This window comes from Saccharothrix deserti (assembly GCF_009769385.1).
Taxonomy (GTDB): Bacteria; Actinomycetota; Actinomycetes; order Mycobacteriales; family Pseudonocardiaceae; genus Actinosynnema; species Actinosynnema deserti.
In genome coordinates this window covers 1-15,039 of record NZ_VKAB01000085.1, presented here as the reverse complement: position 1 = coordinate 15,039, position 15,039 = coordinate 1, and the positions used below count along the sequence as shown (strand labels likewise).

The following is a 15,039-nucleotide window of genomic DNA, read 5'->3' as shown; positions in this document are numbered from 1 at the left end:
CGAGGATCGGGCACGATAACAACGGAACTCCTGGTGGAACGGCGCATAGACACCGTCCGATCTACCAGGAGTTCCCCTGTCTCCGCACCAAAGCGCCACCACCTGCCCAAGCTCGGAAACGGGCACTTACCAGGCTTCTCGCGGGGAAATGCGAGATGTGCGAGCGGACGGGGAAAGTTCAAGTTCATCACATCCGAAAGCTCGCGGATCTCGACAAGCTCGGTCAGCCGGACAGACCGGTGTGGGCCGTGGTCATGGCGAAACGGCGCCGCAAGTCTCTCGTGGTCTGCCAACATTGTCATGACGAGATCCATGCCGGTCGGCAAGCCGCGAAACTCACGGAGTAGTCACTGGAGAGCCGGATGCCTTTAACGGGGCACGTCCGGTTCGGTGGGGGGTCACGTGGAAAAGGGCCTGGAATCCAGGCACCTCGCCGCGTGGCCTACCCTGCGCTGAATTGCCTGAAGCCCAATCTCCAGTCGATGCAAGTTCCCATCCGCCGGAAAGACCTCTGAAACCGGTGCCGCATTCTGCGTCGGAGTCGATGGTGGCCGATGCAACCTCCGGAGTGTGGGACGACGCCCAGCGAGGGTGTTGAAGGAGATGAGTGGGCCGCCTACGTCACGCTGTCACGTACGACAGGGACGAACGCGGGATCGCCCTACCGGACGCGAGTCCCAGGGCGACGGAGGTCTCGTAGTAGTCGCCGGAGTCACGACCGGCCAGGGAGGACGGGAAAGCCGTCCGCAGGGCGAAGGAGACCAGGTGATCGGACACCAGCAGATCGGAAGGTATGCGTAATGCAGAGCGCCGCAACGGTGCTGGGTGTCCTGTGTGAGCGCGGCAGGCGTGGCCTGCCGGTGAACGAACTGTATCGACAGCTGTTCAATCCGCAGTTGTATCTGCTGGCCTACGGGCGCATCTACGCCAATCAGGGCGCGATGTCACCCGGGGTCACACAGGAAACCGCGGACGGTATGTCCCGGGCGAAGATCGGTCGCATCATCGAGGCGATGCGCCACGAGCGTTACCGCTTCTCGCCCGCCCGGCGGGTGCACATCCCGAAGAGGAACGGGAAGGCCCGCCCGTTGGGTCTGCCGACCTGGTCGGACAAACTCGTCGGTGAGGTGGTCCGCCTGCTGTTGGAGGCGTACTACGAGCCGACGTTCTCCGACCGGTCCCACGGGTTCCGGCCACGTCGGGGCTGTCACACCGCATTGCGGTAGATCGCCAACACCTGGACCGGAACGGCATGGTTCATCGAAGGGGACATCGCCGACTGCTTCGGCTCGCTCGATCACGACCTGATGATCGGTATCCTGTCGGAGAAAATCCACGATAATCGGTTCCTGCGGCTGATGCGTAACATGCTCGCAGCCAGGATACCTGGAGGACTGGAAATGGGGGGCGACCCTGTCCGGGGCTCCTCAGGGCGGCGTGGCTTCCCCGATCCTGTCCTCGATCTACCTGAACAAACTGGACCGGTTCGTCGAGACGGTTCTGATTCCGGAGTACTCCCGAGGGGACCGCAGGGCGCGTAACCCTGCCTACCTGGACCTGCAAAACCAGCTGGCCAAGGCTCGACGACGTGGTGACCGCCCACTGGCGCGGGCACTGCGGCGGCGGATGGTCAGCCTGCCCAGCGCCGACCCGGACGACCCGGGATACCGACGGTTGCGGTATTGCAGGTACGCAGACGACCATCTGCTCGGATTCACCGGCCCCAAGGCCGAAGCCGAGGAGATCAAACAGCGCCTGGCCGGGTTCCTGCGCGACGAACTCAAGCTCGAACTCTCCCAGGGCAAGACGCTGATCACCCACGCCCGCACAGGCGCGGCCCGATTCCTCGGCTACGAGATCACCGTCCAACACAACGACACGAAGAAGACCGGCCGTTACCGACGCGTCAACGGCCAGGTCGCCCTCCGTGTCCCACGGGATGTGATCAAGGCCAAATCCGCCCCTTACCTGCGTCGCGGAAAACCCGCCAAGCAGCCGGCCCTGAACAACGGCAGCGACCACACCATCGTCGCCACCTTCGGGGCAGTCTACAGGGGAATCGTCCAGTATTATCTGCTGGCCGGGGATGTCCACCGACTTCACCGGCTGCGCTGGGTCATGGAGACCTCCATGCTCAAGACCCTGGCAGGCAAGCACCGCTCGTCGATGTCCGAGATGGCGGCCAAGCACAAAACCAAAATCCAGACACCGCACGGGCCACGCACCTGCTTCGAGGCACGCATCGAACGCAACTGCAGACAACCGCTGGTCGCGCGGTTCGGTGAAACACCACTCCACCGGCAGAAAACGGCGACGGTCACCGACCGTCAGCCGGTCCGGGTCGACTATCCGCACAAAGAACTCGTCACACGGCTCCTCGCGGATGTCTGCGAGATCTGCCGGCAACCGGGCGAGGTGGAAGTCCACCACATCCGCAAGCTCGCCGATCTTGGAAAACCCGGGCCACTTCGGCCCCAGTGGGTGAAGGCCATGACGAACAGGCGACGCAAGACCCTGGTGGTCTGCGCTTCCTGTCACGGCCATATCCACAACGGGCAACCAGCAACGTTGCTCACGCAGTAGTCACCGGAGAGCCGGATGATCGGGAAACCATCAAGTCCGGTTCGGCGGGAGGCCGCGCGGAAAAGGACCAGCCTACGGCTGACACCTCGCTGCGCGGCCCACCCATCCGCCTGGTACTACGGCATGAAACGCCTACGCATCCGTTGGGAACGCCGCGACGACATCCACGAAGCCTTCCTCGGCCTCGCCACCTGCATCATCTGCTACCGACACGTCCGGCGATTTTGTTAGGAACTTTTAGAGGGCATCTGATCTACTTTTGGGTGGTTCTGTCCGGTTTGAGTAGATCGTTTTGCCAGGTTTGGGTGGATTCGCCGGTCAAAACACGGCTCATTATGTTAGTCATCGCCCAGTGGACCATCGTGCGCGAGCGTTGCGGCAGTGTCTCGTAGTCGCGCACGAGCCGACGGTGCTGCATCAGCCACCCCAGAGTCCGCTCGACCACCCAACGACGCGGCAGCACGTGAAACCCTGTGGCGGCAATACGTTTGACGACTTCGACGCGGATACCGAGCCTGACGCCGTGGCGGACGACCTCGTCTTTGTAGCCTCCGTCCACCCACGCCATCGAGACACCGGGATGCGCGACGGCCAGGTGATCCAGGAGCTCCTTGCCGGCGGCCGAGTCCTGCACCGAGGCCGCAGTCACGACCACCGCGAGCAGCAGTCCGAGCACGTCGGTGGCGATGTGCCGTTTGCGGCCCTTGATCTTCTTTCCCGCGTCGATGCCCTGGCTGGATTCGTTGACGTTGCAGGAGGTTTTCACGCTCTGTGAGTCCAGAATCGCCGCCGTCGGGGCGGCCGACCGTCCATTCGCGACACGAACCTGGTCCCGCAGTAGGTCGTGTAACGCCTCGGCGGTGCCGTCGGCCTCCCACTTGGCGTAGTAGTCGTAGACCGTCTTGTGCGGTGGGAAGTCGTGCGGCAGATACGCCCACGCGATCCCGGTCCGACACACGTACAGGATCGCGTTTGCGATCTCCCGCAAGTCGTGCACCCGCGCCGCCGTTCCCGGCCCGCGCCGAGCCGCTGTGGGGTGCCAGAACTCTGCGCTGGGGCGCTGAACTGCAACGATCGTGCACCATCGCTGTAGGGCATGATCGTGGAGCGTGGCGTTACGACTGCTGTACCTGATCTTTGTCCGGCTTGTCGGCTGGTTGGCTGTGCTCGCTCGATCGTCGGCGACCAAAGATGTGGAGTTGCTGGTGCTGCGGCACGAGGTCGCCGTGCTGCGCCGGGCCAATCCTCGTCCGCAGCTGGACTGGGCCGATCGCGCGGTGCTCACCGCGCTGGCGCGCCGACTGCCACGGCTGCTGCGCGAGCACCGGTTGGTGACACCGGCAACCATCCCGAGATGGCACCGGCGTCTGGTCGCGAAGAAATGGACCTACCCGAACCGCACCGGTCGACCGCCGATCGACGACACCTTGGTGGCATTGATTGAGCGGATGGCCCGGGAGAACGCCAGCTGGGGCTACCGACGGATCCAGGGCGAACTGCTCAAACTCGGCCACCGAGTAGCCGCGTCGACCGTCCGCCGCGTACTCAAGCGCCTGCGCATCCCGCCCGCACCGGAGCGCGACACCGACACATCCTGGCGACGGTTCCTCCGCGCCCAGGCCGCCAGCATGCTGGCCTGCGACTTCTTCCACGTCGACTGCGCGGTCACCCTCAAGCGCATCTACGTCTTCTTCGTCCTCGAGGTCGCCACCCGCTACGTCCACATCCTCGGCACCACCACCAACCCCGACGGACCCTGGACCACCCAACAGGCCCGCAACCTGCTCATGGACCTCGGCAACCGGGCCGATGACTTCCGGTTCCTCATCCGGGACCGGGCCGGCCAGTTCACCACCTCGTTCGACACCGTCCTCGCCGACGCCGGCACCCAGGTCGTGAAGATCCCGCCACGATGCCCGCGAGTCAACTGCTACGCCGAGCGGTTCGTCGGCACCATCCGACGCGAAGCCACCGACCGACTGCTCATCATCAACGAACACCACCTGAGATCAGTGCTGCAGCGCTACGCGTCCCACTACAACCACCGCCGACCCCACCAAGCCCGACAACTCAGGCCACCACGGCCGGAACACCCGATCGCAGAGCCGGGCTGCACGTCGATACGCCGCCGACCAGTCCTCGGCGGCATGATCAACGAGTACGAACCCGCAGCAGCCTAAACGCAGGTCAGACCACGTGGCCGACTTTTGGCACCTCACACGGTGGGTCGAGCGCAACCTGAAGCGGGGACGTTTCCTGCTGTTGCTCGACGGGCTGGACGAGATCGCGGACCCGGCCACCCGTCGGGCGGTGGCGGCGTGGATCGAGACGCAGGCCAGCGCCCAGATCGGCAACCTGCTGGTGCTCACCAGCAGACCGCACGGTTACCGGGACAACGCCATCACCGGCGCCACGGTGCTCGCGGTGCAGGCGTTCGGACCCGACCAGATCGAGGCGTTCATCAGGCAGTGGTACCTCGCCACGTCGATCCGCTCGCACGGCGCGGACAACCGGTCGGCGCGCCTTGCCGCGGCACGCGGCGCGGTGGAGCTGTCGGGCCGGTTGGAGGGCACTCGGGCGTTGCACGACCTGGCCTCGAACCCGTTGCTGCTCACCATGATCACCACGGTGCACCACTACCGCGATGCCCTGCCCGGCAGCCGCTCCGAGCTGTACCGCGAGATCTGCGACGTGTTCCTGGGCAAGCGGCACGAGGCGGTCGGCGTGGCCCTCGACATGCCCGCGGCGGGCAAGAAGATGGTGCTGCAGGAACTGGCGTACGCCATGATGCGGCGCGGTGTCGGGACGCTGTCGACCACCGAGGCGGCCGAGGTGATCGCGCCCGCACTCACCCGCGTCACCACGCGGGTCAGCCCTGTGGACTTCCTGCGGCGGTTGGAGGACTCCAGTGGCCTGCTGATGGAACGCGAACGCGACCTGCTGTCCTTCGCGCACCTGACCGTGCAGGAGTTCCTGGCCGCGGAGCACATCCGCGAACGCGGACTCGGGCACGAACTGGTCGACGTGGTCACCGAGGACTGGTGGCAGGAGACCGTGCTGCTGTACGCCGCCAACACCGACGCCACGCCCGTGGTGAACGCGTGCCTGCGTGCCGAGGGACCGCGCCAGGCCGAACTGCTGGCGCTCGCGGTGCGGTGCGTGGAGGAAGCACGGGAGTTGTCGCCGGAGGTCCGCGCGGTCGTCGAGCAGCGCCTGAACCCCGCCGACCTGCGGTCGAACCCAGGGAGTCGGCACAACGCCGCACGGGCACGATTGCTGCTGCGGACCGCCCACGAGGAACGCGTGCAGCGCGGCATCTACAGCTCCCCTCCCGTGACATGGCTGGAATACCAGCACTTCCTCGATTCCTCACCGGACTGCCGCATTCCCGACCACTGGGTCGAGGACGTGTTCGCCGAAGGCACAGCGAACGAGCCGGTGACCGGCGTCCGACACGAGGACGCCGTCGCGTTCTGCATTTGGTTGACCGCGGAGTCGGGCGGCGAGCACCGCTATCGGCTGCCGACCGTCGACGAGCTCGACGCCATCGCGGCGGGCGAGACGTCACCGGCGCCCTACTGGGCCTTGGACTCCCTCGGCGACCGCGGCGACCGGAGGGCCGCACGGCTGTTCGGCACCTTCGGCACCCGGCGGCACGTGCCCTACCCGCTCACGTCACCGGAGAAGCCCGCCCATTGCGATGGTGGGCAACTGGTGGAGTTGGCCGCGGACGCGGCGGCGGTCGCGAAGGAGTACAACCGGATCACCGTCCCGGGACGACCCCGCCGCACTGCTCGCCGACCAGCTCTCACACCTCGGAGGAGAACTCGCCGAGGCGGCCAGGATCGCCTTCACACGCGAGTCCCCCACGTCCCGGCGTACGGCCGCGGGACAGGCAGCCCGACAACGACTGAACGCCACGCTACGGCGGATGCTCGACGGCGCCTCCTCGCTGTCGGACGTACTCGGCCATGTCAAGGGCGATCCGTCCCGGATCCGACGCCGCCTGAACTCTGAGCGTGCCGAGGACCGCCGCCTGATCGGGATCCTCACGGCAGCTGTGCTCACCGACTACCTGCGGACACTCGAACAGCACCTGGTCCTGCACGAGCACAGGATCCTCGACCGGACGGCGCCCACCGAATCGCTGCGCTTCGTCAGGGCCGACGAGGAGAAACCCGCCGGCGCCGCCCGGCACCGCTACCTGCTCCGCGAGGCGGGCACGATCCGGCGCACGCCGTGGTCGTGGGTCAAGCCGGTGGCGGACAGGATCGGGGCCGCTGTCCTCCTCATAGTCCTGGCTCCGGTGCTGCTGGCGCTGTCGATCGCCGTCGCCGTCGACACGAGAGGACCGCTGTTCTACGTCCACCGCCGCTGCGGCCGGTACGGCGCGGAGTTCCCGCTGGTCAAGTTCCGCACGATGGTGATGAACGCCGACCGCCTCACCCGTGACCTGACCGCGTCGAACGAAGGCTCCGCAGTGCTGTTCAAGATGCGCCGCGACCCCCGCATCACTCCGGTGGGGAGGTTCCTGCGACGGTACAGCCTCGACGAGCTCCCCCAACTGTTCAACGTCCTCGCCGGGCACATGTCGATCGTCTGAGGTTCACCCAAGGCCGGGTAGTTAAGGATTTCCCTGCTCCTGCAAGGGAGTGGGCGACCATGTCGTGGCGGCGTAGAGGCCGGGGCCGATCTTGTGGATGAGTCCGCTGTCGGCCCATCGGGAGAGTTGTCTGTACATGGTGTCGAGGGTGATGTCGCCGAAGTGGACCGCGATGTCGCGGGGTCGCCAGAGGCGGGTGGAATCTTCCTGTAGCAGGACCAGAATCCGGTGCCTGCGACGCTCGGCAGGGGTGATATTACGGTCGTCCCGGGAGGCGGTGGGCAGCGCGGGCTGCGGATCCGGGGGTTCCAGGACGCTGATGTCGAGGGCGGTGACGGTGCGGCTTCGGTCGGGTCTGCCGTCGTCGCGGCGTTCGCTGTAGCGGGAGATCGGGGATCTGACCTTGCGGGTGCTCACCCTTGGGCGTCGAGGCGGAAGGAGTGCGGCCAGGAGACGATGCGCGATGACCCCGGATTCTTCGTTGCTGTCGACGATGATGATTCCGGTCGCCTGGACGACCTGGTCGCGGGCGGCATGCAGGGCGATGGTGAATCCGCAGCGGTCGGGATCGGTGCCGGGCCGGGATTCCGCGGCGTCGACCATGACGGTGCGCAGGAGTTGGTAGAGCGTGAGCAGGGACCACATCTCCTGCTCGAGCCCGGCCGGGTCGCCCGAGCGTAGAACGCGTCCGTCGGCGAGCGTGTGCCGCAGGGCGTAGTACGCCGATTCGTGTTCCCACCGCTGGTGGTAGAGGGCGGCCGGGTGGCGGCGGGCGTCGGTCAGGGTCGTGACCAGCCGGTAGGTTCCGGTGAACGTGGTCCCGCCCGCCATGGTCACGGTGATCCGCGCGTCGATGACCCGCACCCGGAGGGCACCGATCGTCGACAGGTAGGAGCCGTCGACGAGACGGACCAGGACGGGGATGCGCCGGTTGTTGCGCAGCCGGCCCAGGATCCGCGCGCCGGTGGCGTGCACCTCGGTGAGGAAGGCGTTGCTGTCGAAACCCTTGTCCCACAACACCAACATGTCCGGAGTGAGAAGGTGCAGCAGGCGTCTGGCGTAGTCGGTCTCGCCCTCACGGGTGGGGCCGAACACCGCGCCGATCAGCGCTCTCGTGCCGGTCTCCACGAGTGTCATCAGCTCCACCAGGGGGTAGCCGCCGTTGCCCGGTGAATCGAGCCAGGCCCGGTTGCGGGCGGTGTCGGGGACCCTGATCGAGCTGCAGCCGTCGAAGGAGACCGTGCGGTAGGACCCGAACCGGACACCGGGCGTGCGGGGTTGGGCCAGTGGCCCGGACAGCACCTCGAACAGTCGGCGCATCGGCGCGCCGCCGAGTCTGCGTCGCAGGTCTCGTAAGGCTTTCGCTGATGGCTCGGCCACCGGAAGACCGGCCAGTCCTCCGGTCAGCTTCTGCCAGACCAGTCGGTAGCCGACCTCGGGGAACAGGCACATCGCGAGCAGGAAGTAGATCCCGACCCGTGACGGGAGGTCACGCAACCGCCGCTGGACCGTCCTGGTCTCCGCGAGGACCGCGTCCACGAGATCGAACGGCACGACGGCGGTCAGTTCCCCCAGGTGCCCGGGAGCGAACCGGCCCGCGGCCACGGTGACCGTGCGGGTGATGGCCGTCAGCGCAGGCGGCAGGACACAATGAGAGGGCAACGGAGCTCCTTGGGAACAAGCTGTCTTGGTCGACTGCCTGTACCAACGAGCTCCGTTGTCCTGCGTCGTGACTCCTGCAGCTCGGTTGCGTGACCAGCGAAAACGCTAACTACCCGGCCTTGGGGGAACCTCACGCGTCCTCAAGGTCCATGACGAGATTCTTCGCGGCCCGTACCACCCAGGAGGCGGTCGGATGCTCCGTGGCGCCCAGGACCCGGATCCGTCGGCTGCTGTGCTCGATGACCGCGAACACATACAGGCGGGCGCCGCTCAAGGTGAAGGCCTCGGGCGGCTACGTGTCGCTGCGCGCGAGCGCGGTCGACATGGTGGGCAACGCGGTGACCGAGACGATCATCCGCGCCTACGCCCTGCGATGAAACCCTGCCCTGAAACGTCGACCCGGGGCGGGTTCCGAGCGGACCCGCCCCCGGTCCGCGTCCCGGGTCTAACGCGCGAGCCGCGACCTCACCGGCCGACCGCGGTGCGGGTGGCGTACAGCAGCCCGGTGAGCCGCCCGGGCAGTGCCGGCGCCGGGCCAGCCTTTCGAGCTGAGGAGTTCGTCCGCGTTCAGGCTGCGAAGATTCCCCACCGGTAGTACCAGCCCGCAGGACCGGAGTTGGTCTCGGGATTGCGGTCGCGGTACGCGCAAGGGCCCGCGCTGAACATCTGACCCGCGTCGGTGTTCTGCTGGATGAAGTCCTGACGCGCCTGCTCGCACGTCTCCGCGGAGTTGTACGCACCGTCGTAGTGGTAGATCCAGTACGCGTAGGCGGGCAGGCTCGTTGCGGTCATCACCGCCCCGGTGAACGCCGTGGTGACCAGAACATTGCGCAACTTCCGCAGACCCGACATCAGACGCCTCCGCTCCGGAGAGCCAACGCCGATCAGCTTATCCCGCTACTGCCGGGAATCGATCGCCTCTACAGCCCATGGCGATCGTGCATCCGCGCCCCGCCGCGGAGCGCTGGAATGGGCCCGGTTCCTTGCGGAAGTCCGATGGTGGCCGATCCGGTTTGCCGTAGTAGTGCGGCTTCGGGTTGGGCTGTTCGGGTGGCGGGCGGTGTCGTGCGTCCGGCCTGGGAGGGTGCGGGTGAACGATTGTGGTTCTCGGTGGTCCGATCGACACCCGTTGGAGATGGCGGAATATGCGCGACGAGGACATCTTGGCGGCGGCTCGGGCCGTGCGACCGGTCCTGCCCGAGCTGGTGGCTGACAGACCCGACCTCGATGCCCGCCTCGGCGACCTGTTGGCCCGCGCCGAGCGGGGCGAACCGGTTGCCGACGACATCCTGGATGCGCTGACCGCGCACGACCGGGTCCGGGAATGGTTGCGCCGCCTGCTTCCTGAGGACACCGACGCCACCCGCGGCGACGAGAGCGTGTTGTTCTCGCCGCTGCCCGGCACCGGAGAACCTACTGCCGAGATCGTCTTCACGTGCGGCGGGTGCGATTACGCCTACCCGGTGTTCGAGGTGGGCGAGCCGGTGCCTGACGGTTGTCCGCACGGGCACGGCCCGCTGAGCGCGCGGCGGTAGCGGCGTGCTGAGCGGCATGTGGTCGGGTTTGGGTGGCAAGGTCGGCGAGCGGTGGGCGGTGCTGCTGGCATCTCCTGCCCTGGTTTTCTGGATCGGTGGTCTGCTCGCCTGGGTCCAGGCCCATGGCGGCGTCGCCGGCCGCGGTTGGACAGCGCTGGAAACGGCGTGGAAGGCCGGGCCCGGCGGCTCGTCCGGCACCGCGCAGGTGCTCGCGGTGGTGGGCGCGCTGCTGGTGATCGCCACCTCCGCCAGGCTTACCGAGACGGTGACGTTCGGCGTGATCCGGCTGATGGAGGGCTACTGGCCCAGGCCGGCCGCGCCCCTGCACTGGCTGGTCATGGCTGTGCGCAACCGTTTCGCCGAGCGGCGATCAGCGCGGTGGCGCGACCTCGCCCGGAACCGGGCGGACCTCACCGGACGGTCGCACCGCGCATACCTCCGGCTCACGGCCTGGCGATCCCGGCAGCCCGCCGACCCGGCCGACCGGATGCCCACCCGGTTGGGCAACCTCCTGCGAGCCGCTGAGAGCCGGCCCCGGCACCGCTACGGCTTGGAGGCCGTCGTCTGCTGGCCGCACCTGTGGCTGGTGCTGCCCGACCACGTCCGCGCCGAGGTCGCCGCCGCCCGCGGCCGTCTGGACGAGCACGCCCGAGTCTGGCTGTGGGGCCTGCTCATCAGCGTGTGGACCGTGTTCACCTGGTGGGCGCTGCCGGTCGCCCTGGTCGCCATGACCGTGGGGTACCGGCTCACCGTGTCGTCGGCCGCGACCTACGGGCAACTGGTGCAGGCGGCGTACGACCTGCACCGGCGCGCGTTGTACGAGGCGTTGGACCGGGAGCGGCCGGACGATGCGGACAGCGAGGTGGCCGCGGGCGCGGAACTGAGCCGGTTCCTGCAGCGCGGCCCGGTCCGTGGCTGACCCGCGCCTGGCCGCGGCCGAGCACCGGCTGGACTGGCCGCCGCTCCCCACCCCGCCCCGCCGCTACCGGTCGGCCGTCGCCACCGCGGCCAAGGCGTTGGTGGCGTACGTCCTCGACGCCGACCAGACCGGGCTGGCCAGGGTGACCTCCGCCTACACCGGCATCGCGGGCGACCGGCGGTTCGGCACTGCTCCCGAGGCGTTCCGGCTGGCTGTGCTGGTGCGCGGGGCCATCGTCGCCAATTGGTCCGGGGTCGGCGGGCCTGTGGCCCACTTCCGGCTCGCGCTCGAGCTGCTGCGAACGGCGTCGGACCTGGTGCCGGAGACCGGCGAATGGCGAGCCCGAGTCAGCTACGTCACGGGGAACACGCTGCTCAACCTGTACATGCGCACCGGCGACCGTGAGTTGCTCGCGGCGGCTGTCGACCAGGCCCGTCTCGCGGTCCGGGCAGCACCGACCGCGTCGCGGTTGGTCGCGCTCTGCCGCACTGGCCTCGCGAGCGCACTGATGGTGTCGGCGCGGACTGTTGACGACGCCGCCGCTGTCGACGAGGCCGTCGCCCAGGCGACGGCGGCCGTGGAGACCGCAGGCGCATCGCCCATGGGCCACCGGTTCAAGTACGTGCTGGCAGAGACCCTGGCGTCGCGGAACGACCGACGTGGTGGGCTCGCCGACCTCGACCAGGCCATCCGGCTGCTTGAAGAGGCCAGGCTCGTGCGTGACCACATGATGTCGCCGGGATCCGCACGAGTGGTCGACATGCTGCTGTGCAGCCTCCTGCGCCGCCGGTTCCTGCGGACGAAAGTCCGGGCCGACATCGACCGGGCGGTCGGGATGATGTCGGATGCCCTCGCGGCGGAACGCGAGCCGGTGCCCTCGGCGCTGACGAATCTCGGCAACATGCTGATCACCCGGTTCCAGGCGTTTGGCGACCTGGCCGACCTCGCGGGCGCGGTGGACCTCCAGACCAGGGCGGTGGCCGCGACCGAGCCGGGGGACTGGCAGCGGCCGTCGCGGCACAACAACGCCGGGAACGCGTTCAGCGTGGCGTGGCGGGCGACCGGTGATCCGGGGCTGGGCGAGCGGGCGATCGCGGAGTACCGGGCGGCCTTGGCGTTGACCGGGCCCACGGCGCCGGAACGGGCGTCCCGCGAGTACAACCTGGGGCTGTCGCTGCGAGCGATGGTCGAGTCCGCCGGGGAGCCCGCGTACCTGGACGAGGCCGTGGCCATGTTCCGGGCGGCGGTGCGCAACGGGATGGTGTCGGCGGTCGAGTGGGCGTTGGGCGCGGCACGCAACTGGGGGGAATGGGCGGCGTCGCGGGAGGCGTGGCCGGAGGCGTGCGAAGCGTACGAGGCGGGACTGGCGGCGACTGAGGAACTGTTCCGCGCTCAAGTCCTGCGCGCGGACAAAGAGGCGTGGTTGGCGGACGCTCAAGGATTGCCGACCGAGGCCGCGTACGCGTTGACGCGGGTCGGGCGGGTGGACGCCGCGGTGGAGGCGGTCGAGACCGGGCGGGCCCGGCTGGTGTCGGAGGTGCTGGACCAGGGGCGGGCCGACCTGTCCCGGCTCGACGGGCTCGGGTTCGGTGCACTGGTGGAGGCGTACCGGCGGTCGGCGTCCGAGCTGGCGGACCTGATCCGGAGCGGGGCGTCGCCGGCGGTGCTGCGAGCGGCACGGGCGGCCGTGGACGAGGCGGTTGAGGGGATTCGGGCGGTGCCGGGGTACGCGAGGTTCCTGGCGCGGCCGTCTGTGGCCGACGTGCGCGCGTGCGTGCCCCCGGGAACCGCTGTGGTGTACCTGGCTTGTGCGAGAGCCGGCGGAGTGGCGCTGGTGGTGGACGACGAGGGGGTGAGGTCGGTCGATCTGAAGGCGGACGCGGCAGCGGTGGACAAGCGGGTGGAGGCATTGGCGGGCGCGCGAGGGCATCCGGCGTGGGAGGGGGTGCTGGACGCGGTCGGGCGATGGGCGTGGGACGCCGTTGTCGAGCCGGTGGCGTCGATCCTGCGGGCGCGGCGGGTAGTGGTGGTCGCCTCAGGACGGTTGGCGATGGTGCCGCTGCACGCGGCTTGGCATCCGACGGAGGACGGGCGGGAGTACCTGGTCGACCGGTGGATCCTCAGCTACGCGCCCAACGCCAGGGCGTTCGACGCCAGTCGGCGCGGTGCCGGTGTGGCCGAGGACAGCGCATTGGTGGTCGCCGGCCCGGAGCCCAGCGCACTCGCCCCCGTCGCGCACGCCGCCGTAGAGGCGGCGTGTGTTGCGCGGTGGTACCCGAACTCGACTGTCCTCAGTGGAGCGCGAGCCGACCGGGCGTCGGTCCTCGCGGCGTTGCCGGGCGCCTCCGTCGCGCACTTCGTGTGCCACGGGATCGCACGGACCGCCAAGCCGCTGACCAGCGCGTTGGTGCTGGCGGGCGACGAGGAGCTCACCCTGGCCGACATCCTGGGGCTTTCCGCGGTCAGAGCCCGGTTGGCCGTGCTCTCCGCCTGTGACACCGACCTTCCGGGCATCGACCTCCCGGACGAGACGGTGAGCCTGCCGACCGGACTGCTCCAAGCCGGCTTCGCGGGAGTGGTGGCCACGCAATGGCCGGTCTGGGGCGAACCCGCCGTGCTGCTGACAACGCGCTTCCACCACCTGCGGCACGTCGAGGGGCAGCCACCCGCCGAGGCGCTGCGGTTGGCGCAGATATGGCTGCGGGATACCACCAACGCGGAGAAAGTGGCGGATCTGGCCGGTTCGGAGGTTCGGCCGGTGGCCCGGATGCTCCGGTTGCGGGAGCCCGGGGACCGGCCCTACCGGCATCCTCGGGTGTGGGCAGCGTTCAGCTATCACGGAGCTTGAAGTTGTGGATCCTGGCCTGTCGGGTCCCTCGAGCTTGTCCGCCATCAGTGAAGTTGGACGAACGGCAAATTCGATCTGGACTTCCGGTTATTATTGAGCCGAAAGTGTTCGGTTGCCTACATGGTGGCGTAGCGGACGTGTGGAGCCCGGAAGCAGCTGCGGACCATGTGCGGTTGACGTTGGCGGCGGCGCAGGAAGCGGCGGGTCTCGTGGGCGAGTCGGTCGACATTGTGGGCTCGTAAGGCGTTGACGTTGCGTTTCAGGTCGGCGTTGAGCAGTTCGTCCGGGTTCGGCTCGAGGCTGTCGCCCCGCGACCGGGTGGACCACGATCAACGGCCGTTCAGCGGTGATCCACCCCATGGCGGGCGGCAGTAACCCCGACCACCGCACACTGCCCGGCTGCCAGGTCCGGATCGTGCACCGACCACTGGACGACCCCGGCGGCGTGCGTTCCACGCCCCCTCGCCAAGACCTACCCGATGGGCTGGTCGCGCAATACCTCTACCGGCAGCTTGTCACCGATACCGAAGCGTCGATCTGATCACAGCGGGCAGGTTTGCTGATCGATACCGAGAAGCCCCCATTGCAGACGATCGAGGAAGTATCGATGCAGGTCACCGCCGACACCCCCGACGAGTCGAACTGCCCCCTCGCCCTCGAACTCGCCACTGCCACCGTCAACCGACTCCCACAGGGCTTACGGGACTTCACCCCGGATGTTGGACACGGGGTTATGCGGCTGGGGTCAGCGTAGCGGGTGTCGGGGTGAGGCTGTTCTCGTAGTCGATCGGGGACTTCTGGCCGAGGTGGGAGTGGCGTCGTCGGGTGTTGTAGCGGTGCGCCCAGCCGAACACGGCCAGGCGTGCTTCCCTTTCACTGGCCCAATTCT

General features: G+C 68.2%; 15 protein-coding genes and 1 pseudogene. 11 read left to right on the top strand and 5 right to left on the bottom strand.

Features of this window, described 5'->3' with window-relative positions; genetic code table 11:
* Positions 1–155: 155 nt before the first annotated feature.
* Positions 156–347 (top strand): HNH endonuclease, encoded by a 192-nt coding sequence (locus tag FM051_RS53835; protein ID WP_338019553.1) that lies wholly within the window; start codon positions 156–158, stop codon positions 345–347.
* A gap of 274 nt (positions 348–621) precedes the next feature.
* On the opposite strand, the gene FM051_RS48120 is transcribed toward FM051_RS53835, so the two are convergent.
* On the bottom strand, positions 622–777 hold the full coding sequence (locus tag FM051_RS48120; protein WP_158854449.1) for a hypothetical protein: 156 nt from the start codon (positions 775–777) through the stop codon (positions 622–624).
* A 119-nt stretch (positions 778–896) separates the two neighbouring features.
* On the opposite strand from FM051_RS48120, the gene FM051_RS50245 reads away from it, so the two are divergent.
* From FM051_RS50245 to FM051_RS52805, 3 genes and pseudogenes are all read left to right on the top strand, one after another.
* Entirely contained in the window at positions 897–1,226 is a 330-nt protein-coding gene (locus tag FM051_RS50245) for an RNA-dependent RNA polymerase family protein (RefSeq protein WP_162470809.1), read from the top strand.
* Between the two features lie 160 nt (positions 1,227–1,386).
* Positions 1,387–2,583: a group II intron reverse transcriptase/maturase gene (locus FM051_RS48115; RefSeq protein ID WP_476655330.1), complete on the top strand. Its 1,197-nt coding sequence runs from the start codon at positions 1,387–1,389 to the stop codon at positions 2,581–2,583.
* 108 nt (positions 2,584–2,691) lie between these two features.
* Positions 2,692–2,814: pseudogene (locus FM051_RS52805) on the top strand (IS5/IS1182 family transposase); the annotation flags it as partial.
* A gap of 22 nt (positions 2,815–2,836) precedes the next feature.
* Here FM051_RS52805 and FM051_RS48110 read toward each other — a convergent pair.
* A complete protein-coding gene (locus FM051_RS48110; protein ID WP_420803674.1) occupies positions 2,837–3,718 on the bottom strand; it encodes an IS5 family transposase in 882 nt (293 codons plus the stop codon).
* On the opposite strand from FM051_RS48110, the gene FM051_RS52800 reads away from it, so the two are divergent.
* Genes FM051_RS52800 through FM051_RS51235 form a run of 3 tightly spaced genes read left to right on the top strand, consistent with a single transcriptional unit; the run spans position 3,693 to position 7,186 of the window.
* Positions 3,693–4,763: an integrase core domain-containing protein gene (locus FM051_RS52800; RefSeq protein WP_158854447.1), complete on the top strand. Its 1,071-nt coding sequence runs from the start codon at positions 3,693–3,695 to the stop codon at positions 4,761–4,763. The two genes, FM051_RS48110 and FM051_RS52800, sit on opposite strands and share 26 nt — an antisense overlap.
* A gap of 16 nt (positions 4,764–4,779) precedes the next feature.
* Positions 4,780–6,600 (top strand): NACHT domain-containing protein, encoded by a 1,821-nt coding sequence (locus FM051_RS48100; RefSeq protein ID WP_158854445.1) that lies wholly within the window; start codon positions 4,780–4,782, stop codon positions 6,598–6,600.
* A gap of 43 nt (positions 6,601–6,643) precedes the next feature.
* Positions 6,644–7,186, top strand: coding sequence for a sugar transferase (locus FM051_RS51235; protein ID WP_202919483.1), 543 nt, complete (start codon positions 6,644–6,646; stop codon positions 7,184–7,186).
* Positions 7,187–7,207: 21 nt separating this feature from the next.
* Here the strand turns inward: FM051_RS51235 and FM051_RS48090 are convergent, their stop codons facing one another.
* On the bottom strand, positions 7,208–8,848 hold the full coding sequence (locus FM051_RS48090) for an IS4 family transposase (RefSeq protein ID WP_158854441.1): 1,641 nt from the start codon (positions 8,846–8,848) through the stop codon (positions 7,208–7,210).
* Between the two features lie 239 nt (positions 8,849–9,087).
* Between FM051_RS48090 and FM051_RS48085 the strand changes: the two genes are divergently transcribed.
* Positions 9,088–9,225, top strand: coding sequence for a hypothetical protein (locus tag FM051_RS48085; protein ID WP_158854439.1), 138 nt, complete (start codon positions 9,088–9,090; stop codon positions 9,223–9,225).
* A gap of 190 nt (positions 9,226–9,415) precedes the next feature.
* Here FM051_RS48085 and FM051_RS48080 read toward each other — a convergent pair whose 3' ends face one another.
* Entirely contained in the window at positions 9,416–9,682 is a 267-nt protein-coding gene (locus FM051_RS48080; RefSeq protein WP_158854437.1) for a hypothetical protein, read from the bottom strand.
* Positions 9,683–9,993: 311 nt separating this feature from the next.
* Between FM051_RS48080 and FM051_RS48075 the strand changes: the two genes are divergently transcribed.
* The 3 genes from FM051_RS48075 to FM051_RS48065 are packed head-to-tail and all read left to right on the top strand — an operon-like array spanning position 9,994 to position 14,150.
* Entirely contained in the window at positions 9,994–10,383 is a 390-nt protein-coding gene (locus tag FM051_RS48075) for a hypothetical protein (RefSeq protein WP_158854435.1), read from the top strand.
* 4 nt (positions 10,384–10,387) lie between these two features.
* Positions 10,388–11,302, top strand: coding sequence for a hypothetical protein (locus tag FM051_RS48070; protein WP_158854433.1), 915 nt, complete (start codon positions 10,388–10,390; stop codon positions 11,300–11,302).
* On the top strand, positions 11,295–14,150 hold the full coding sequence (locus FM051_RS48065) for a CHAT domain-containing protein (RefSeq protein ID WP_158854431.1): 2,856 nt from the start codon (positions 11,295–11,297) through the stop codon (positions 14,148–14,150). The genes FM051_RS48070 and FM051_RS48065 overlap by 8 nt, the downstream gene beginning before the upstream one ends.
* Before the next feature lie 731 nt (positions 14,151–14,881).
* On the opposite strand, the gene FM051_RS48060 is transcribed toward FM051_RS48065, so the two are convergent.
* On the bottom strand, positions 14,882–15,039 hold a 158-nt coding region (locus tag FM051_RS48060; RefSeq protein WP_202919117.1), incomplete at its 5' end, for an integrase core domain-containing protein.